At 43.7% G+C, this 20,516-nt stretch carries 19 protein-coding genes and 1 pseudogene; 11 read left to right on the forward strand and 9 right to left on the reverse strand.

The window, feature by feature from the left end:
* Window positions 1–228 precede the first annotated feature (228 nt).
* Complete coding sequence (locus ABWT76_RS20100; RefSeq protein WP_054465254.1) at window positions 229–1,593, reverse strand: bifunctional cobalt-precorrin-7 (C(5))-methyltransferase/cobalt-precorrin-6B (C(15))-methyltransferase; 1,365 nt, start codon at window positions 1,591–1,593, stop codon at window positions 229–231.
* Window positions 1,594–1,890: 297 nt separating this feature from the next.
* Here ABWT76_RS20100 and ABWT76_RS20105 point away from each other — a divergent pair, with 297 nt between their 5' ends.
* Together ABWT76_RS20105 and ABWT76_RS20110 are read left to right on the forward strand one after the other, a co-directional pair.
* Window positions 1,891–2,358: a DUF2358 domain-containing protein gene (locus ABWT76_RS20105; RefSeq protein WP_322096540.1), complete on the forward strand. Its 468-nt coding sequence runs from the start codon at window positions 1,891–1,893 to the stop codon at window positions 2,356–2,358.
* Between the two features lie 71 nt (window positions 2,359–2,429).
* Window positions 2,430–3,272, forward strand: coding sequence for a carbonic anhydrase family protein (locus ABWT76_RS20110; RefSeq protein WP_354634858.1), 843 nt, complete (start codon window positions 2,430–2,432; stop codon window positions 3,270–3,272).
* A 226-nt stretch (window positions 3,273–3,498) separates the two neighbouring features.
* On the opposite strand, the gene ABWT76_RS20115 is transcribed toward ABWT76_RS20110, so the two are convergent.
* From ABWT76_RS20115 to ABWT76_RS20125, 3 genes are all read right to left on the reverse strand, one after another.
* Window positions 3,499–4,266 carry a YebC/PmpR family DNA-binding transcriptional regulator gene (locus ABWT76_RS20115; protein ID WP_054465344.1) on the reverse strand — a complete coding sequence of 256 codons (768 nt, stop codon included), beginning with the start codon at window positions 4,264–4,266 and terminating at the stop codon, window positions 3,499–3,501.
* A 188-nt stretch (window positions 4,267–4,454) separates the two neighbouring features.
* Window positions 4,455–5,432, reverse strand: a complete 978-nt coding sequence (locus ABWT76_RS20120) for an adenylate/guanylate cyclase domain-containing protein (protein WP_054465252.1) — start codon at window positions 5,430–5,432, stop codon at window positions 4,455–4,457.
* 189 nt (window positions 5,433–5,621) lie between these two features.
* Window positions 5,622–6,368 carry a DUF3120 domain-containing protein gene (locus ABWT76_RS20125; RefSeq protein WP_054465251.1) on the reverse strand — a complete coding sequence of 249 codons (747 nt, stop codon included), beginning with the start codon at window positions 6,366–6,368 and terminating at the stop codon, window positions 5,622–5,624.
* 129 nt (window positions 6,369–6,497) lie between these two features.
* Here ABWT76_RS20125 and ABWT76_RS20130 point away from each other — a divergent pair, with 129 nt between their 5' ends.
* Window positions 6,498–7,580 (forward strand): undecaprenyl-diphosphate phosphatase, encoded by a 1,083-nt coding sequence (locus ABWT76_RS20130; RefSeq protein WP_082348766.1) that lies wholly within the window; start codon window positions 6,498–6,500, stop codon window positions 7,578–7,580.
* A 199-nt stretch (window positions 7,581–7,779) separates the two neighbouring features.
* Window positions 7,780–9,129 carry a TIGR03279 family radical SAM protein gene (locus ABWT76_RS20135; protein ID WP_354634859.1) on the forward strand — a complete coding sequence of 450 codons (1,350 nt, stop codon included), beginning with the start codon at window positions 7,780–7,782 and terminating at the stop codon, window positions 9,127–9,129.
* Between the two features lie 287 nt (window positions 9,130–9,416).
* On the opposite strand, the gene ABWT76_RS20140 is transcribed toward ABWT76_RS20135, so the two are convergent.
* Window positions 9,417–10,310 carry an Rpn family recombination-promoting nuclease/putative transposase gene (locus tag ABWT76_RS20140; protein ID WP_354634860.1) on the reverse strand — a complete coding sequence of 298 codons (894 nt, stop codon included), beginning with the start codon at window positions 10,308–10,310 and terminating at the stop codon, window positions 9,417–9,419.
* 643 nt (window positions 10,311–10,953) lie between these two features.
* Between ABWT76_RS20140 and ABWT76_RS20145 the strand changes: the two are divergent.
* Window positions 10,954–11,711 (forward strand): annotated as a pseudogene (locus tag ABWT76_RS20145) (Uma2 family endonuclease).
* 208 nt (window positions 11,712–11,919) lie between these two features.
* On the opposite strand, the gene ABWT76_RS20150 reads toward ABWT76_RS20145, so the two are convergent.
* The gene (locus tag ABWT76_RS20150; RefSeq protein WP_054465248.1) at window positions 11,920–12,192 is read right to left on the reverse strand and encodes a DUF3143 domain-containing protein; all 273 of its coding nucleotides are present in this window, start codon (window positions 12,190–12,192) and stop codon (window positions 11,920–11,922) included.
* Between the two features lie 113 nt (window positions 12,193–12,305).
* Window positions 12,306–12,818: a J domain-containing protein gene (locus ABWT76_RS20155; RefSeq protein WP_190877295.1), complete on the reverse strand. Its 513-nt coding sequence runs from the start codon at window positions 12,816–12,818 to the stop codon at window positions 12,306–12,308.
* A 439-nt stretch (window positions 12,819–13,257) separates the two neighbouring features.
* Here ABWT76_RS20155 and ilvC point away from each other — a divergent pair, with 439 nt between their 5' ends.
* Window positions 13,258–14,250, forward strand: a complete 993-nt coding sequence (gene ilvC / locus ABWT76_RS20160; RefSeq protein WP_054465339.1) for a ketol-acid reductoisomerase — start codon at window positions 13,258–13,260, stop codon at window positions 14,248–14,250.
* 613 nt (window positions 14,251–14,863) lie between these two features.
* Here the strand turns inward: ilvC and ABWT76_RS20165 are convergent.
* Window positions 14,864–15,085: a hypothetical protein gene (locus ABWT76_RS20165; protein WP_054465247.1), complete on the reverse strand. Its 222-nt coding sequence runs from the start codon at window positions 15,083–15,085 to the stop codon at window positions 14,864–14,866.
* A gap of 254 nt (window positions 15,086–15,339) precedes the next feature.
* Here ABWT76_RS20165 and hisA point away from each other — a divergent pair, with 254 nt between their 5' ends.
* Window positions 15,340–16,116: a 1-(5-phosphoribosyl)-5-[(5-phosphoribosylamino)methylideneamino]imidazole-4-carboxamide isomerase gene (gene hisA, locus ABWT76_RS20170; protein ID WP_054465246.1), complete on the forward strand. Its 777-nt coding sequence runs from the start codon at window positions 15,340–15,342 to the stop codon at window positions 16,114–16,116.
* Window positions 16,117–16,380: 264 nt separating this feature from the next.
* Here hisA and ABWT76_RS20175 read toward each other — a convergent pair whose 3' ends face one another.
* A complete protein-coding gene (locus tag ABWT76_RS20175) occupies window positions 16,381–18,039 on the reverse strand; it encodes an iron uptake porin (protein ID WP_354634861.1) in 1,659 nt (552 codons plus the stop codon).
* Between the two features lie 1,226 nt (window positions 18,040–19,265).
* Between ABWT76_RS20175 and ABWT76_RS20180 the strand changes: the two genes are divergently transcribed.
* The 4 genes from ABWT76_RS20180 to ABWT76_RS20195 all read left to right on the forward strand — a co-directional run bounded on the left by ABWT76_RS20180 (window position 19,266) and on the right by ABWT76_RS20195 (window position 20,505).
* Window positions 19,266–19,544 (forward strand): hypothetical protein, encoded by a 279-nt coding sequence (locus ABWT76_RS20180; protein ID WP_354634863.1) that lies wholly within the window; start codon window positions 19,266–19,268, stop codon window positions 19,542–19,544.
* Between the two features lie 68 nt (window positions 19,545–19,612).
* Entirely contained in the window at window positions 19,613–19,837 is a 225-nt protein-coding gene (locus ABWT76_RS20185) for a hypothetical protein (protein ID WP_054465243.1), read from the forward strand.
* A 134-nt stretch (window positions 19,838–19,971) separates the two neighbouring features.
* Window positions 19,972–20,178: a hypothetical protein gene (locus tag ABWT76_RS20190; protein ID WP_054465242.1), complete on the forward strand. Its 207-nt coding sequence runs from the start codon at window positions 19,972–19,974 to the stop codon at window positions 20,176–20,178.
* A gap of 30 nt (window positions 20,179–20,208) precedes the next feature.
* The gene (locus tag ABWT76_RS20195; RefSeq protein WP_354634864.1) at window positions 20,209–20,505 is read left to right on the forward strand and encodes a hypothetical protein; all 297 of its coding nucleotides are present in this window, start codon (window positions 20,209–20,211) and stop codon (window positions 20,503–20,505) included.
* Window positions 20,506–20,516: the final 11 nt, after the last annotated feature.

Here is a 20,516-nt window from a genome sequence, read left to right on the forward strand (position 1 = left end):
GTTTTCGATTGAATAGACCACAGATATTGCGGGGTTCGATCTGGGCTTGTAGGGCTGTTGACCCAACTTGACCCAATGGCTGTTGACCCAATTTTTTACGGAAATGCTTCGCCTGAATCCAAGATTTGTGGTTCACTAATCAGACAAATGCTGTAAAGTTCAGAAAACCGATAGCTATCTGATTTTTGGTGGGAATCGAAATAAAAAACCACAAAAAATCAATATTAATTATTTTTGATTCAAAGTAACAATCGTGACCGGATTTAGGGGTGATAACCGGGTAAGTTCGGCAATGGGAACTGAGCGATAAAGATTGACTTGTAATAGTTGATATTGCCAGCCGGATGTTTGCGCCCAGGCGATCGCAATATTCAGATTTTCTATAGAGGTAATCGTTAATACAATGATGCCATGATGAGCCATGTAGCTACTACAAAGACTCAGAATTTGCCGCAGGGAACCCCCGGTTCCCCCAATAAAAATTCGGTCGGGAACTGCTAGGCGATATAAAATATCTGGGGCGCTGCCATAAATTGAAACTACGTTAGACAAATGAAACCGTTGGCAGTTTTGTTCAATTAGGGCAATTCCTTCCGCACTTTTTTCAATGGCATAGATATTAGACGTGGGAAATAACCGGGCGATTTCAATGGCAACTGAACCAGTTCCTGCGCCAATATCCCAAATTGTTTGGTTCGGCTTGAGGGCAAGTTCTCCTAAGATTAGCAGGCGAATTTCTCGCTTAGTAATTAATTCGGGGCGTGAAGCGAAGCTATCCCGAAGGGAATCGCGAAAACTGACAAAGTAATGATCAGGAATGCCGATTTGCGGTAATTTATTTAAATCAATGGGCTGAGTTTTTTCGGGAGATTGGCGGATTAATAAAACGACATTTAATTCGCCTAATTCGCCCAAGGTTTGTGGTTTTATTTCGCTGAGGTCTGAGAAACATTGGACTTTTTCTTCCTGACTACCCAGGTTTTCACAGACCCAAAATTGATAGGAAACCGCTAAATCTAAGGAAAGAATGAGCCGGGCGATCGCGCTGGGGGTATTGCGATCGCCCGTGAGAATGGCAATTTTTTCCACCCCTTTTTTTACCGCGTTAATTAATTCATCCCCAGGACGACCGGACATACTAATGAATGTAGCATCTTGCCAGGGAATTTTGACTCGGTTAAACGCAAGTTGAATACTACTTATATGTGGATGAAAGGTGAGATGTTCCGGGGGAAATGATTCCAGCAGCAGTCGTCCCAAGCCAAAAAATAAGGGATCGCCAGAGACTAAAATCACGATACAAGGCAGAGAAAGCGGATTCACTGAGGAAATTTCCCGCCCCGGTTCCCTATTGCCGAAATTTTCCTGAGTGATTTCCTGAGTGAGATAATTTTCCAGTCGGCGGCGCAGTTTCCGCAAGATAATATTAATTATATTCATTGAGCCAATGACCAGCCGTTCTGCCGGATGGTCTGGGAAATAACTCAGGTGGCGATCGCTCCCCACTAAAATAGTCGCTTGCTCCACAATTTGTCGTACAGGTGCGGTCAACCCGGCGACTCCATCTAAACCAATTCCCACTACATGAATCATCAGTAATTTATTCGGCAACTATCAAGTCTATTAAAATCTCTGACAATTCAATTTAACTTATGTGATGACCATTTCCAAATTTTTCTTTCGCCAAAATTGCTCAATTAACTGTTCACCGTTGACCGTTCACGACGATCATTTATGTGTTGTTGGTTATTTGTTATGTGTTGTTGGTTATTTGTTGTTTGTTGTTTGTTGCTTGTTGTTTAATAATGGTCAATGGCGATCGCCGCATTGAGCATAAATTTGCCTAAAATAAGAAAGAAGTCAATCCGGAGTAAATTCTCCTTCCTACCAGTGAGCGAAAATCCACAACAAGTACAAACAGCGGTCAGGGCAGCTATCCCGAAGGCGATCGCCACCCTGCAACAAGAGTTACCCACTTTATTTGAACGAGATTTATCTTACGATATCTACGCTGAAGATATTTTTTTTAAAGACCCGGTAAATACATTTAAAGGCAAATTTAACTATCGGATTATCTTCTGGACACTGCGATTTCATGGCCGGCTATTTTTTACCGAACTCTATTTTGATTTACATAATGTCCAGCAAACTAAACCAGAGAGTGAACCAGAAATTATCTTAGCCAACTGGACTGTGCGGGGAATTTTACGCTTGCCTTGGAAACCAACACTCTTGTTTAATGGTTATTCCACGTACAAGCTAAATCATGCTGGTTTGATTTACGAACATATTGATACCTGGGATCGTTCACCAATAGATATTTTAAAGCAGTTCTGGGGAGGATCTGATATTTCTTAACGGCTGCTGTTCAAGGTTTTTTCTGTTTTTAACAGTGATATTTTTTAGCGAAAAAATGTGCGATTTAATCTATGATTAAATTTATAAAAAATAATTTTTTGCTTGGTTCTCTAATTCTCGTATATTGTCTGTTTGTTTTGCTTTTACAAGTTATCATTAATCCAAATCCGAGAGCAGAAACACATGAGGCAATCGCCGAAAATCATTATTTAGTCCATTGGAGTTATGGCGGTTCGAGAAACCCTAGCCGTTGGGGGAAAATAAGTGCAGAATATGTCTTATGTAAAACCGGACAATATCAATCACCAATTAATTTCGATTCAGATAATTTTGAGCGAAAAATAAATTCTGAGTCTACTCCGAAGCCGCTTAAATTTAATTATCAGAGAATTCCTTTAACGGTTAAAAATAATGGTCATACGATTCAAGTCGATTATTCTGGGGGCAGTTCTGGGGGCAGTTCTATGGAAATTGACGGAGAAACTTATCGGTTGCTTCAGTTTCACTTTCACACCCCTAGCGAACATACGGTTGACGAGATGGCTTATGGGATGGAACTGCACTTAGTTCACCAGAATCAGGCGGGAAATTTTGCCGTTGTGGGAGTCTTTATTGAAGAAGGAGCAGAAAATTATTTTCTCCAGCAAATTTGGGATCATTTGCCGGAAAGTGAAGGAGAAAAAACCCTGGAAAAATTGATGGTTAATGCCTATAATTTTTTACCAGAGAATCGGGAATACTATAGTTATGACGGTTCTTTAACCACCCCTCCTTGCAGTGAAGCGGTGAAATGGTATGTGATGACAACGCCCATCGAAGCTTCGGCAGAACAAATTGAGCAGTTTATGGAAATTTATCCGATGAATGCGCGACCAGTGCAACCTTTGCATCGGCGCAAAATTCATCATCATTGATTCTGATTAATATTAGTAGAATATTAGTAGAATAATGAGCTAGTCAAGCTAAAAACCCGGTTTTTTTGAAAAAAACCGGGTTTTTCACGCAGCTATTATAGCGCTTTGGGATGTAATAAGGTACATCTCGACCCTCCCAACCCGATCGCGGTGAAAGGGGGAGATCAAAGGGGGGGTGGAGGAGCGAAGTGTATCCCATAGCAGAGGAAACTGCTGTAAACAAAAATTACAGGAAACTTAAAGACATTAATTCATCCGCTAGATTAAAGTTGGCGGTGACATTTTGCACATCATCTAAGTCTTCTAATGCATCCATTAATTTGAGAAGCGATCGCGCCACATCTGGATCGGTTACTTCTATATTATTGCCCGGAATCCAACGCAATTCTGATTCGATTACTGCATAGCCTTTTTGCTTTAAGATTTGAGTCAGATTTTCTAGATTGCTAATTTCTGTAAAAACTTCCGCCCCTGGGATATCGTCCACGTCCGTTAATTCATAAGATTCAGCCCCAGCTTCTAGCAAGACTTCTAGTAACTCATCTTCATCCACTGAACCTTGGATAATACAGACTCCTTTTTGTTCAAACATCCAACTCACGCAACCTGTTTCTCCTAAGTTGCCGCCATTTTTACTAAATGCCACCCTTAAATCTGCTGCGGTTCGATTCCGGTTATCGGTCAATGCTTCAATTAATATTGCCACTCCCCCAGAACCATATCCTTCATAACGAATCGCTTCATAGTTATCGCTGCCAGAGTCCCAAGTTCCGGCACCTTTGGCGATCGCTCGTTCAATATTATCATTAGGAATTCCGGCAGCCTTGGCTTTTTCGATCGCCGTCCGCAATTGAAAATTACCCTCCGGATCTGGAACACCCGATCGCGCTGCCACGATAATCTCTCGCGAGATTTTCGTAAACATCTTGCCTTTTTTCGCATCTACTCTAGCTTTTTGGCGCTTAATATTTGCCCACTTACTATGTCCAGCCATAAAACTACTATTTTTTTTAGGTTTCACTGAAATAGGATAAGGCAAATCAAACCAATCGCCTAAATCCCTCAGAAAATCCGGTTCTAAGTTGCGTAAGTCCTGGACAGCACAACAATAATATTCGCTCTGGAAAATTGGCAAATCACCAGAAAATTCTAGAGCCAAGTATCTTTAGTTAAGCATTTTAGTTAAGAACTTTTTATCTGGACAAATTTTTCCAAATCCACAAAAGATCCCCCGTAAGTCACGGTGGGTTTATCGTAGCCTTTTAAATGCACCGTATGCTGTTGGAATACTTGCTCATTCGGTTCCCAAGCGGAGAGGGCTTTATAAGTGGTTTCCCCAAAGGCAATATCACAGCCAATTTGTTTCGTGGTTGTTTCTAGGCGAAATGCCGCATTCACCGTATCCCCCAGGGCGGTATAGTCTTGGCGATCGCCCGTCCCGGTATTGCCAACCATCGCATAGCCCGTATTTACCCCGGCACCAATCCGTAATGGAAAGGGCAGAGGATATTTCTGATTCAGTTTTTCGGTGATCTGGGCTAAACCAATCAAAGACTGACAAATTTGCAGCACTTCTTCTGAACTCACTTGATTGCTGCGATGAAACCAAACCGCCATCACCGCATCGCCAATATATTTATCCACCCAACTACCATGAGTTCTAATAATATCACCGGCATAGCGAAACCAGGTGCCAATCACTTCTGACAGAATTTTCTCGTCCAGTTGCCGAGTCAGGACGGTGAAATTGCGAATATCCACCACCATCACAGAAATTAAACAGCGTTGATATAAGGCGGCGGTTAAATCCTGGGAGTCTTGGTCATCGACAGACTCCGTAGGTTTGTCCATCCCTGAGTAAAAATCAATTTCCGTTTCCCCAAAGGTGATGCGATCGCCATTTTGTAAAGTGACAGGAATCGTCACCCGTCGGCCATTCACAAACGTACCATTACGGCTGCCCAGATCGATTAAGTAAAATTCACCCCCTTCTGTCCGCTGCATCATGGCATGGTTTCGGGAAATCCATCGGTCTGGCAACACAAAATGATTATCGTCACTGCGACCAATTGTCCAGCAGCTTGTACCGATCAGGGGAAGATAGCGCTCACCGGATTCAGTTCGCAGAATCAAATGAGGATTTCGTTGCAAGTTCACTATGAGCCTCCCAGTGCTGCCAGACCTCGCCCTCTGATTCTACCCTGGTCTTTATGGGGTAAGCCTAAAGGACAGAGGTGGCAATTTTTTTACAGATGTTTTACATAATTGAGCCGAAGATTTTGATGATCCGGAAATTTTTGGCGATCGCAGGAATCGGCGCCATCTATTTCGGCCTATCCGCATTTTCTTTTAAGCCGCCAAAGCCGCCAACCAAAATAGGCCATCCACCAAAATTGTACTGAGAACTGCACCTGAAAATGCCCACCAGTGTAATGTTTCTGATGGGCTGCTTCTACGATAGCCTAAAGGAAAAAAACCGACGACCAGAAGAACCGTAGCGAGGACTGCCGCACAGCCAATTCCCCAAGGGGTATGGACTTGAGCGATCGCACTGCGGAAAATTGGCATCGCTAAATCTGATTCAGCCAGCATCAATTGGCGCCAGTGGGGAATCAGATCCACTAAATAAAAATAAATATCCGTGACCGCAGTGCCAAATAAAGAACCCACATAAAACCAAGCACCCACCAGCCATTGATTGCGACGGATACACCAAATCGCCATCGGCAAGGCGATCGCCTCCACGGGCAAATGTAGGGTCGGTTCCCAACGCAACCCCCCCCAATACAAAGAACCCGCCAACCAACTACCCGTAAAGCCCATCAACAAATCGCCCCAAACCGCCGTAGCAGACTGAGACATTAACCACCGACTCAGCCAAAACCAGCCGCCGGTAAGAATCAAGCTCACTAAAGGCAGATATCTCACCAAAGGAGCTTCAAAAAATACCGGCACCGAAACCAGAAACACTGACGCCGCAAAGACCAATCCCGGTTTGGCGACCCCAATTTTGCCTAGAACAAAAGTGAGCAAATTAACCGGAGACTTAAGCAAAGATGCGGTGACATCCCTAACAGACCAAGTATCGTTAAACAACGGATTTTAATATTCTTTACTTAACTTCATCTTATTTAATATACCAGACTCAAATCCTTGCCAAGTAAATTTAAAGAGCTTTTTCAGATCAATATATTCAAGATATTCAGGGGAACTGATTCAATGTGAATGAAAGAATGTCTATGGTCTGTTCTATGGTCTGTAAGTTGCCCAAAACAAGAGTTGCCCAATACAAAAGGAGGAATCGTGGGTTTATCTAAATTAAAAATATCTAAATCGAAACTATCAAACTGGAAATTATTAAGCGGATTCGGGTCTGGTGTCACCAGTGCGCTATTGCTTTCTAGTCAGGCTTTGAGCAACCAAGTCACGGAAACCAGCACCTCGGCAACCGATGCCCAGATAACATTCTGGGAAGCCATTGTCTTGGGAATGGTTCAAGGACTCACAGAATTTTTACCCATTAGTAGCACCGCTCATTTAAAAGTTGTGCCGGTTGTCCTCGGTTGGGGAGATCCCGGTGTTTCTTTTACTGCGGTGATTCAACTGGGTAGTATTGCCGCCGTCTTGTGGTACTTTTGGGGAGACTTGATCGGATTGACTAAAGGTGCATTCAGTGCTTTACGGGAGCAGAAATACAGCGATCGCGACCTAAAAATCGTCATCGGCATTGCCCTGGGAACCTTGCCCATCGTTATTTTAGGACTAGGGATTAAATTTAACGCCACCATTGCGGATTTTTATGACACAAAAGTCAGAAGTTTATTAGTAATTGCCATTGTTTCCATTATCATGGGGCTATTATTAGGAGTGGCAGAAATATTGGGCAAACGCCAGCGCAACTTTGAGCAATTGAGCCTCAAAGAGGGGGTCTTAATGGGTTGCGCCCAAGCATTAGCCATTATTCCTGGGGTGTCGCGTTCCGGTTCCACCATTACGTCCGGCTTATTTATTGGCTTGGAACGGGCTACCGCTGCACGATTTTCTTTTTTATTAGGAATTCCCGCTATTACCTTAGCCGGGTTAGTTGAGCTTAAAGACTTATTAAGTGAAGGGGTCGGGGGTGTTGGGATGGTGCCATTAATCTGCGGACTCGTCTCATCAGTGGTATTTTCTTATGGCTCGATCGCCTGGTTAATTAAATTCTTACAAACCCAGAACACCTGGGTATTTGTGGGCTATCGGCTAATTTTTGGTCTGACTATTTTAGGCGCGATCGCTGCCCAAATTTCCTGGACAGTAGGACAATAATTCTGTCGGGTGTGGGGTGTAATTGATAATTGATAATTAATAATTAATAATTAATAATTAATAATTGATAATTGATAAATTTCTTTAATTGTCAATTATCAATTGTTAATTATCAATTATTCCCCCGATGGCGGCCCTACACCCTACACCCCACACCCTGTCATTTATAAACTTATCCGTTGCTAAATCCCTTGCGAAAATGAGCGAAATATCTATCCGTCCTGCCCAAATTACCAAAATTATTCCCGATTCCATCGCCGCTGAAATTGGCTTTGAACCGGGCGATCGCCTAATTTCCATTAATGGCACTCGTCCTCGGGATCTAATTGATTACCAATTTCTTTGTGCCGATGAATTCCTAGAACTGGAAGTTCAAGACACCAAAGGAAAAATTCACCAGATAGAAATCGAAAAAGACTACGACGAAGACCTCGGTCTAGAATTTGAAAGCGCCTTATTTGATGGCCTAATTCAATGTAATAATCGTTGTCCTTTTTGCTTCATCGACCAAAAGCCGCCCGGAATGAGAGACACCCTATATCTCAAAGATGATGACTACCGTCTCAGCTTTTTATATGGGTCTTATCTCACCCTGACCAACTTACCAAAAAAAGAATGGGAAAGAATCGAACAAATGCGGCTTTCTCCTCTCTATGTTTCCGTTCATGCCACTGAACCAGAAATCCGCATTCGCTTACTAAAAAATCCGCGAGCCGGGGACATCCTCAAACAGTTACAATGGTTTAAAGAACGCCGCCTGCAAATTCATGCTCAAGTCGTCGTTTGTCCGGGAATTAATGATGGTCAACACTTAGAACAAACTTTATTAGATTTAGCCAAATTTGGCCGGGGTGAAGTGCCAGCAGTGGCATCGGTTGCCGTCGTCCCCGTTGGCTTAACCAAATTTAGACCCGATGAAGATGAATTAGTCCCGGTCTCTCCCGAAAAAGCCAGAGAAGTGATTCAGCAAGTGCAGAATTTGCAAGCATCTTTTAGAAAAAAATTAAAATCCACCTTTGCGTGGTTGGCGGATGAATGGTTTTTAATTGCCGGTGAAGAATTGCCCCCGGAATCAGATTATCAAGACTATCCCCAAATTGATAATGGTGTGGGTTCAATTCGCTTATTTATCCGGCAATTTGAGGAATTAGCTGCTGGAATTTTGCCCAAAGAAGTTACCCCAGAACGGCGTTTAACTTGGGTGGTGGGCAATGCGGTGGAAAAAGCCTTTGACCCGATTTGCCAATCCCTGAATCAGGTGCAAGGATTAAAGATACAAGTGGTAGCTTTAAATAGTGAATTTTGGGGGCAAACTATTAGCGTGACTGGGGTGTTAACCGGCCAAGATTTGTTAATGGGATTGCAAGGGAAAGATTTAGGGGAAGCAATTTTATTGCCCACGGTGATGCTGAAACATGGTGAAAGTCGATTTTTAGATGATGTCACCGTTGAAGATTTATCCCGTCAACTTCAGGTGCCCGTGTTAATGGTTCATAGTGTTGAGGAATTGCTAAATACGGCGATCGCTGACCCATTCTGGAGGAAATAAAATTTTCCAGCTTTACAGCAATTTACTGTTGCATAAACCACAAATTTTCGTCTGTAAGGGCGAAGCATTCGGGCAGTCAATTCTCGGTTTTTACCCTGGAGATAACTGCCCGAATGCAGAAGTGTAAGGGCGAAGCATTCGGGCAGTCAATTCTCGGTTTTTACCCTGGAGATAACTGCCCGAATGCAGAAGTGTAAGGGCGAAGCATTCGGGCTGCTAATTATCGGGTTTTCCCCTGGAGATAACTGCCCGAATGCTTCGCCCCTACTTGCGGGAATGCTTTGCCTCTACCCTTGCAGCCAATTTTCTAAATCAGCCAAACTTTGAAAATAAAAAATTGCCTCGGTTAAACTTTCTAAATCCGCTAAAGATAGCTGTTCAACTTGACTGATAATTGGCGGGGTAATTTCTCCAAAACGCTTGGATAGTTGACGCATCACGAGGGCGATCGCTTGTTCAAGTCGTCCTTGTTCCTTGGCATAAGATAGTCGTCCTTTCTCATCTTGCAACATCATCCCCCGGCGATCAACCGCTTCCAATTCTTCTACCGTCATCTTCGCTTGGTTAGCCAAATTCAAAGCAAATTCTATTTCCGAGACTTCCCCTAAACTTGGTGGTATTTCCTCTAAAGTAGCCGCTTCTTTGAGAAAATAAATCCATTTATCGCTTAAAGCACTTAACTCTGAGAGAGTTTTCTTAAATTTGGGCAACTCCACAAATATCAGGCGCAATTCTTTGTCAATACAGGGAAAGTGTTGCGTTTCTTCTTGAAACACAAATTTGTTGATTACCGGTTGGGTTTGTGGAAACAGCATAAAATCGGTTATTGTCACTGCGATCGCTGGATTAAGTAAGGGATAATCCTCCTCTGTAACCAACTGGTTCCTATAGGTTTTTGTCAGATTATAAGCGACTCGTTTGTTAAAAGCGGTCATCGAAGCCACTTGCATTTCGATCGCCACAATTGACCCGTCCGCTAAAACCGCTTTCACATCTAGATAGGTGTCTTTTAATGTCATCACCTGACCGGGTTTATAGGGGTTGACAATGGTTAAGGATTTCATCACTTTCTCTCCCCCATAAACGATCGCATTGAGAAAGCTAATTAAGATTTCTTTACTTTGTTCAGAACCAAAGATTTTTTTAAAGGCATAATCGACCTTGGGACTAATGAATCTCATATTTTTTCCTTTTAAGCCATTAGGGATAGTTATCTAAATTTTACCACAAGGCTTTAGGTGACTTAATCACAAGTGAAGCGTCAAGCTAAGGGCGATCGCAAATATATCCAAAAAAATCACAAAAAAATCACAAATAGGCACAGGAGAGCCCCGCCAGAGGGCTCTCCTGGTGAGTGGGAAGCTATGAGGGTTTTACCTGGCCCGGAGTGGAACTTAACTGCTCCTACTGCTGGTTTTTTCTTGTTTTTTAACCCTTGAGTATCTCCAAAGAGGAACTCCGGGCCGGGTATCCCTGGTTTAGCTTGGGCTTGTATTACATTGGCCCCAGTTAACCTGAGTGTCTTTATAACTATATAATGAGGCTTTATTCTGGATTTGTCAATAGTTTTTATAATATTTTTTTGAAAGTTTATCTAACTGTTAAATTAGGCATTTTTGGCAATTTTTTAGTTATTTTTATGGCGACTTTTGCGCTGATGTTCAGCGTGGGTAATTATTTTGATTTGCCCTCGATAAAATAAAATATTTTAAGTCGCGATCGCATTATATCTTTCCTCTAGCTATTCTCTCGAAAAAAGCGATAGACTTATCTTGGCAAAAAAAGTGATATAAAATAAGTAGTGCGGATTTGAGGAAATAACTTATGGTAATGCAATTACAGCCCCAAACCGAAGCGGAAATCATTTATCCTAAAAGTGATGGACAACCGATCGCCGATAACACCATTCAATTTCGCTGGATTACCGTCATTTACTACAACTTGGCTTGGCTATTTGCCGAAAACGATCGGGTTTTCATAGCCGGAGACTTGCTCTGGTATCCAGTGCAGGGAAATAACTAATTAAGCGAAGCCCCGGATTTAATGGTAGTATTTGGGGTGGAAAAAGGAGACCGAGGTTCTTATCAACAGTGGAAAGAAAATAACATTGCCCCTCAAGTAGTATTTGATATTCTTTCCCCCAGCAATACTTTCACCGAAATGGGTCGGAAATATTTTATCAACGGTATGGAGTAGAAGAATACTATCTCTACGACCCGCAGCAAAATAGCTTAACCGGATGGGTACGTTCTGAGGAATGGCTAGATGAGATTTCGTCAATTAATGGCTGGGTTTCCCCTCGGTTAGGAATTCGCTTTGAATTGTCATCAGATACTTTCCAGTTATATCTTCCTGACGGGCAACCTTTTGCCGACTATATTCAGGTAAGACTAAAAATTTTATCAGCACAACTGAAACAGGAACGTCAGGCTAAGGAAACTGTATCAGCACAACTGGAACGGCAACGCGAACGGGCTAAACGTTTAGAGCAATTATTGCGAGAAGCGGGCATCGATCCCGATATTGCATCCGCAACGCTTCGCGATATTGCATCCGCAACGCTTCGCGAACGCAATTCTTAGCAACTCATAAACATTTTTGCTCTCTGATCTCAAAAATTAGAGCAAAAAAAGCGATCGCCTCTGAGGTAATTTCCCCTTCATGCGATCGCAAGGAATAGGGAACGGGAAACGGGGAATGGGAAACGGGGAACGGGGAACGGGGAACGGGGAAAAGTTGCCTATTCCCTGATAACTGTTCCCTAATAACTATTCCCTTTTTTTTACCGAATTAAGGCCCAGAAAAAACCGCTTCCTGAATATCTTCGCGACTTAAAGAATACTTAAAAGAACGCTTAATATCTTGATTACCACCAGCGGCATTAATATAGCGGACATTAATCTGATCTATATCCAGTTCTATCTCAGCTTTCCAGGTGGGTTTTTCCACATACCAAATACTTAACTCATCGCGGCTTTGTTCGCATCCCATATCGCGCAGCCATTGCTCGATATCAGGGAGAGGATGGTTATAGAGAGGAGTGGTCGGTGCCAGTTTAGTCATCATTTAATTCTAAGCATGAATATATGCGATCATTCTATGACTTATTGAATTGACATTGGACAAAATCATCAGAGAACTCAGATAGATTCCCCGGTAAGCAGTGGTAAAGTGCTTTAGCCCGGAGGCAAACACAAGCAGCTAACGGTTTGAAACGCCGTATCTCCTCGGATAACCGCGATCGCGATCGCCAGCATAATACAGCCCAAAACCGTAATAGCCATAAAAAACAGCGCCGAAATCTCCCCAGCGGATAACGGACGATCCACAGGTTCCAGGGACGATGACTGCGACGAAGGTCGAGCATAAGCGCGATTAGATGCTAACCCCTGCCGAAGCTGATGTTCATAAATCTTTTGCTGATAAAAACGCAACTGTTGATCGTAAATCGCCCGCTGCCGGGGATCGCTCAGAATCCCGTAAGCTTCCTTCACCTCTTGAAACTTTTCCTTAGCCAAATCCGAAGGCAAATTAGTCGTATCTGGGTGATAGCGCTTACTAAATTCCCAGTACGCCTTGCGAATTTCCACTATCGACGCCGAATATGACAATCCCAGCACCGTGTAATAATTCTGTAACTCCTCGGATGCGGCAGGCATTGCCCACCCACCGTCTGTTTGAGCAGACATCCGCTCTCGATCGTCCTGATTTTGAACCCACATCAGTACAAAGCAAATATCAGTTAGTTAGTTCTGATATTATGACTCAACTCGACAGAAGTTATTAGTTGGTGGTTGGTGGTTGGTGGTTGTTGCTTGTTGGTTGGTGGTTGGTGGTTGGTTGGGGAAAGTCGTAGGGGCGAATGGCCATTCGCCCGTACAAAAGAATTATCACTATTCACTATTCACTATTCACTATTCACTATTCACTATTCACTATTCACTATTCACTATTCACTTCTCCCCTGCACCTCTGCTCGATGGCGGCTCCCCCCGCTCCCCCGCTCGATGGCGGCTCCCCTGCACCCCTGTTGCCTTTCGATCGCTAATTCTCGCAATCTCCATACTCTACTCTGGTACAATATAAAGTTTGCAATGTTACAACAGTTGTTGGATGGAGATGCCGATTATGGCCCGGATGTACTACGACGCGGATGCCAACTTAGACCTATTAGCCGGAAAAACCATTGCAATTATTGGTTACGGCTCTCAAGGTCATGCCCATGCCCTGAACCTAAAAGAAAGCGGCATAAATGTAATTGTCGGATTATATCCGGGCAGTAAGTCAGCCGCTAAAGCCAAAGAAGCCGGATTGACAGTTCACACCGTCGCTGACGCTGCTAAAGCCGCTGACTGGATTATGATTTTGTTGCCGGATGAAGTACAAAAAACTGTCTACAAAAACGAAATTGAACCGAACCTGAGTCCAGGCAAAGTCCTGTCCTTTGCTCACGGTTTCAATATTCACTTTGGTCAAATTGTGCCCCCGGACAATGTAGACGTAGTGATGGTGGCACCGAAAGGCCCCGGACATTTAGTGCGACGCACCTATACCCAGGGAGAGGGCGTCCCTTGCTTATTTGCCGTCTATCAAGATGCCAGCGGTCAAGCCCGCGATCGCGCCATGGCCTATGCCAAAGGCATTGGTGGCACCCGTGGAGGCATCCTGGAAACCACCTTCCGCGAAGAAACCGAAACCGACCTCTTTGGGGAACAAGTCGTACTGTGTGGCGGTTTAAGTGCGCTCATCAAAGCCGGATTTGAAACCTTAGTTGCCGCTGGATATCAGCCAGAACTAGCCTATTTTGAATGCCTCCACGAAGTTAAACTAATTGTTGACTTAATTGTGGAAGGTGGCCTTGCCAATATGCGTGATAGCATTTCTAACACCGCTGAATATGGCGACCTTACTCGTGGGCCACGCATTGTCACCGATCAAACTCGTGCCGAAATGCGGAAAATTTTATCAGAAATTCAATCCGGTCAATTTGCGCGGGAATTTGTATTAGAAAATCAAGCGGGTAAACCAGGCTTTACCGCCATGCGGCGTCAAGAAGCCGAACATCCCATTGAGGAAGTCGGCAAAGATTTAAGAGCAATGTTTAGCTGGCTGAAAAAATAGTCAATCAGGGAACAGTTATCAGGGAACAGTTATCAGGGAATAGGTAACTTTTCCCCGATCCTTCCCGTTCCCCGTTCCCTATTCCCTGATAACCGAACCCCGTTCCCTCAACAGTTATCAGGGAATAGGCAACTTTTCTAGGTAACTTTTCCCCGATCCTTCCCGTTCCCCGTTCCCTATTCCCTGATAACCGAACCCCGTTCCCTCAACAGTTATCAGGGAATAGGCAACTTTTCCCCGATCCTTCCCGTTCCCCGTTCCCTATTCCCTGATAACCGAACCCCGTTCCCTCAACAGTTATCAGGGAATAGGCAACTTTTCCCCGATCCTTCCCGTTCCCCGTTCCCTATTCCCTGATAACCGAACCCCGTTCCCTCAATGGAAAATTTATGGATAAATCTGCTTTTATGTGTAGAATATTGATGCCAAAAACCTCTAACACAGATAAAGCAATTTTAACATTATGAACTGATTAACAGGGTTAATCAGTTAATATAAACGACTTAAAACAAAGCTTTTTAGGAATCATGGCCTAGTGAAATCAGTAATGATTAACTACAGCCTTATTCCTAATTTTTTTACCTAAAATTTACCAAAAAGTTGAGGAAATTCCCTACTTGGTGGATTCAGGATCTTGGTCTAACATATTACCTCGATTATCTTTGGTTTTTGTCACCCAATTAGGAACTAATTTCTCCCCAAATTCAACTAAGGTTGTCCGGGCTTGGGTACTGGCATTTCTCATATTGTCCGGCAATACTGCCACCTTATCGCCAAAGCCAATATAAAGAAAGATGAGAATAACTGAACCGGAAATGAGACTGGTTTTTAACATAGTTTCCCCCGAAATTTAATATTTAATCCTTGACAATCCTTGACAAATGTTTAAGCATTGACCCGGGCGGACATATAATACCTTATATGCTGACATCATCTGTTCTAATTGTACCCAAATAACTCAAAGTCGGTAAAGACCAAATCATTAGCAAGATTTACCAAGAGAGCAAATGGGTGTCACCAAAGCTGTGAATGGGGCAAATTCAGCCAAAAATCTAAAATTTAAACGTTTAAAAGAGGTAAAAGGGGACTATGGAAGTTATTCCCGCGATCGATTTACTCGGAGGGCATTGTGTCCGACTATACCAAGGAGATTACCAACAGTCGGAAACCTTTAATGAAGATCCTGTCACCGTCGCCAAACAGTGGATGAATCAAGGGGCGACTCGACTGCACTTAGTAGACCTAGATGGGGCGAAAGCGGGAGAACAGCTTAACCTCAAAGCCATTGAAGCGATTGTTAAAGCTATATCCCCAATACCTGTACAAGTTGGGGGTGGTTTACGCAGTTATGCTGCGGTCAGTAACTTATTGGGTCTAGGGGTGCAGCGAGCCATTCTCGGCACAGTAGCGGTAGAAAATCCTGACTTAGTTGGGCAGTTGTGCCAAGAATTTTTGGGACAGATCGCCGTGGGGATTGATGCGCGTAACGGTAAAGTCGCCACTCGTGGTTGGCTGGAAACCTCGGAAATCATGGCCACGGATTTAGCCAAACGTATGGAAGAATTAGGCGTCGCGACGATTATCTATACCGATATTCATCGGGACGGCACCCTAAAAGGGCCGAATATTCCTGCTTTACGGGAAATGGCAGAACATATCGATATTCCCATTGTGGCCTCTGGAGGGGTTAGCTCCCTCACAGATTTACTCTCGTTGTTGTCCCTTGAACCAATGGGAGTGAATAGTGTGATTGTCGGTCGCGCCCTTTACACGGGTGATGTTTCCCTGAAAGAGGCAATTCAGGCGGTGGGTTCCGGGAGAATTCAAGATATTCCTCCAGATTTTGGCACTTCTGCTTTGGCTTAAACGGGGATATTCTGGTTCTACAGTCATTTCAATTAAGATTAATACAATTATATAGGGGCGCAAGCATTGCGCCCCTACAATATGTTGATTTGCTTCTTTGGGCGCAATGCTTGCGCCCCTGATGTATTGTCTCAAGTACAGTTGAAATAGCTATACAGAATTTTTGACCGGCAAATACCCACAAAAAAGCCCCTTTACGGGGCTAATCGTCAACACAACGGAGAAGTTGACTAATTTGTTGACCAATTTGTCATCGGTAAAAAATTAGAATCTAAAGGTGGTTCTGAGAGTGCCAATTACCAAGTCATCGTTGTTGCTGTTGTGATCCGGAGCAGTCAACCAGACGAAGGCTGGAGTAACGGAAATGTTATTGGATAGTTGATACTCGTAGAAGCCTTCAATGTGCAGGGAAGTATCAGAATCTTCCAGACCGGCTAACGCTCCATCACTGCTGGTGACTTTGGGTTCCATGCCCACAATCAGACCCAGTTGGCTTCCCGGAGGACCTGCATCGACCCCCAAAGTCACAGCCCAGTTCCAGGCGGCCATGTCACCGTCTAATCCTGAATCTTTGATGTTTGAATCGGTGTAACCCAACCAGCCACCGAGCTTAACCGGCATATCAGCAGTTTCGTAGCCGAATTGCAGGCCGTAGGCATTGGTGGAAGTGGTGAAACCAATGGAAGAAACTGGGGTGGCAAAAATGCTCCCTGTCTGGGTGTCTTTGTTGTAGGCATTGACATAGGTTAGACCCACTTTTAAGCCATCAACGGGCTTGAATACCAACTGAGCTATAGCGCCGTAAGGCCCATCAAATAAACCATTTTGGGGGAGGGGGCTGCCAACAGAACGTCCTAAGTTATCATTACCGGCTAAATAACCCAAGCTGAGTTCGGCTTTACCCGCATCGTAGGTTAAGCCGACACCAGAACCACTGACCAGGTTATAAATGGGCGGGCGAGTCCCAAAGCGAGACACGGCACCACTGCCACCATCTCCATCCATGGGCACCACGGTGCTGGCGAAGTCATTCACCGCTCCGGCATTGGCAATAAAAGCAATCCGAGTCTTGTCACCTAGATTGGTGCTGTACAGCAAGGAACTCAAGCGGAAAGAGGTGTCTCCATCTTGGTCAAGTCCGGCATTAAACATCAGATCCCCTTCGGGGGTGAAGGTGTTGTTCTGGGCAAATGAATCCAGAGTGGCGACTTGCAGTCGAGTGCGGAGTAAGTCTTGACCGGAGAAACTGGTATCAAAGTTGAGACGAGTCCGAGTGCCTAGGGCAAACTCACCGTTGGCATCAGCGTTAGTCGCGCTGCCACCATCAGCAGCGACTAAGGCAAAGATGGATTCCCCAAAGAGTTTGGTGGTGGTGGAGAATTGATTGGCTTCGAGTTCGGCGGTACGCACTTCTAGGGCATCGACTCGGCGGCGCAGAACGGTTAATTCTCCGGCAAATTCTTCTTGCAATCGTTGTAGGGCTTCTAGGTCGGAGCGAGAAACCCCTGTATCTAAGTTGGCAAGCTGTCTTTGAATCTGTTCGAGACAAGCGTCTAAGCCAGCGGCAAATTCATAACGAGTCATGGCCCGATTGCCTCGGTATTCGCCATTCGGGTAAGCCAATAGACAGCCGTGACGTTCAGCTAGATTTTGCAGGGCGGTATAAGCCCAGTCAGTGGGGCGGACATCCCGGAGTTGGTTGACAGAGTTGACTCGTTGTAGAGGGTCATCTCCCCCTTGGGATAGGTTGATCGGATTGTATTCTTCAACTTGATTGAGAATCGAGTTGATGGAGGCATTTTCGTTGGTTGCGGATCCTGAACCCGATACAGGTTCGCTGGCGATCGCTGATGTGGCCAACAACAGGCTGGCACTGACGATCGCTGGCTTAGTCAGCCAGAAATATGGAGATTTTTTAGACATATTTGATTCACGTCCTCACACGGTGGGAAAGATTTGCGACTGAGGGATAAGCACGAAGCTTACAGAACCCTGGATTAAATCTTTATGCCTAGTTTAACTTAGGGTAAAGATAAATGACATTTTTGTCAGGATTTGTGTTTCTGACAGATGAGTCATCTCAGTGATTGGTGACGAATCATCGAAGAATTTGTGGCAATTGTGTTCGATACAGCGCTAACTTAGAGGGCTAACTTAGAGATGATTCGAGCATCTTGCCACTAGGGAGATAGAAATAATCTTTGGGTTTTGGAAGTTCAGGTTTTGAGTATTTTATACGACTTCTTGATTAAATACCCGGAATCTAAGCCTAGAAGAAGCTGTATATTTGGCAACAAAACACCAATTAGGATCTGGGGATATGGGCGATCACCCATATCCCCAGATCGCCCCAGATTAGTAATTCCGCCAGAAATGCTATTTTAGCAAAGTTTCCGTTCTGCCTAGGCCGACGTCCTAGGATCCATACCGATTGATATCTGTTATGCGGATATCCTCGGTTGGTCACAGTGCAATCCAATCAGATCCCCAAGTGTCTGATGACACTTGCCTTAGCAATAGCGATTAATTTTTTATCCCAGTTAATTAATAGACAAGAATGCTTTCCCAAGCTAAAAAGCCGAGTGGCGCCCTTTTCCGCCATCGGGTGGAGGGATCGAAACAGGCATGAAAGCCAGAATTGTCTAATATTTATTGTGAGTTAATGGCATCTTTTATTAGGAAATTTTTATGATTAAATTAAGTTGTTTATTGACAGGACTTACGCATAAACGCTATCCGTAGGGTGTTGTTCCGAGCGGTAACGCACCAATAAGCCATATATAGATTACTTGCGTAAGTCCTAATTGATAAAATAGATTGTTTAACTTTTTCAGGTTTTTATAAAAATTAATAAATTAAACTTAAATTTTACAGATAATTACGATTAAAAATAATTTATTTAAATTAATTAAAACTTAAAAAGCAATTAAAAAGTAATTTATTTAACCCAAATATTTAGCTTATAGTTTAAATGGTTTGTTTAAATAAATTACCTAATATATTATAGTCGGCTGTCCGAGAGAAGATATTTCTGCTTACTGTAAAAAAATAGGGCAGCATTAGAGAGAGGGATTTGTCAAAAAATCCGCCATTAAAAAATCCGCCATCAAATAAGCTGGAAATATATCATTTGAGAGCATCAGGGCTGAATGCCGGAATTGTTATGGGAGAATCCCTGGACTGAGCAGCGATTTGCATCCGCAAAGCCGATGCGCGATCGCGCAGGTGAAATTACATTTCAAGGTGGCCATCTCACCACCAGAGGCGGTCGAATAGAATTAGGCAGTGTTAGGGGCAGTGTTGATGGAAATAACACCGTTATATTAGTCCCGGTTAATAATGGTTGGACAGCCGCTTATAGCCAAGTAAAAAGCTTCCAAAATATTCAATTATCCCAAGAATATTATATCAATTTGGGGGGCAAATAGACGGCGATATTCACCTCCAGGGACAGTCAATTATATTAGATGGTGGCTCGGTCGTCGCGGCCAATCCATTGGGAGATTTGCCAAGAGGCGGCATCACGATTAAAGCAGTTGATTCGGTAATTGTCAGCGGGATTAGTGATGCGTTTAACTTTCCCAGTTATATCCTCAAGGAAGTCGAAGTAGGGGCAACATCTAATGGCGGTTTTATTCATATTTACACCGGCAGATTAATCATCCAAAATGGGGGGTATTTTCCGTGGGTCTATTTGGCAGTGGCGATGGGGGAGACTTAACGATTAATGCCACATAATCCGTATAACTCAGAACACTCATATCCGGATAAATTATCACTCTATTACTCAATGAAGCGAATGAAGAAGGAACCGGCAGCGGCGGAAGTTTAAGAATTAATACCAAACGGTTAATTATGGAAAATGGAGAGAACATTTCCGTAGGAACATATAACCCAGTGGGTCGAGGGGGAGAGATTATTATTAATGCTTCAGAATCTATAGAAATGTCTGGCAGGAGAGGCGACCCGATTGGTAGTGAAATTTCCATTGCCGCTTATAATGATATTCGCAATTTAGCCGGAACAATTTTGATCAATACTGATCGCTTAATATTGCGATAAAAGGTCGAAATTTGCGGCAAAAATCAAGGGTTGGGCGGCGGGGGTAATGTCAAGATTTTTCTAGACACCGAGGCCAGAATTGCCGCCAATACGGAATTCGACCCTGGGGTAAATCTGACTTTAAATATCAGAAATGGATTAGTGATGCGCGGGGAAAGTAGCATTACTACCGAAGCGGGGAATAATGGCGATGGGGGAAATATTGCCATCAATGGTGCTACGGTGGTAGCCTTAAAAAATAGTGATATCGTTGCCAATGCTTTTGAAGGTAGTGGCGGCAAAATAAATATTAATACTCAAGAAATTTTTGGCACTAAATTTAGATAATAATTAACCTC

Origin of the sequence: Planktothricoides raciborskii GIHE-MW2 (assembly GCF_040564635.1) — a bacterium.
Taxonomy (GTDB): domain Bacteria; phylum Cyanobacteriota; class Cyanobacteriia; order Cyanobacteriales; family Laspinemataceae; genus Planktothricoides; species Planktothricoides raciborskii.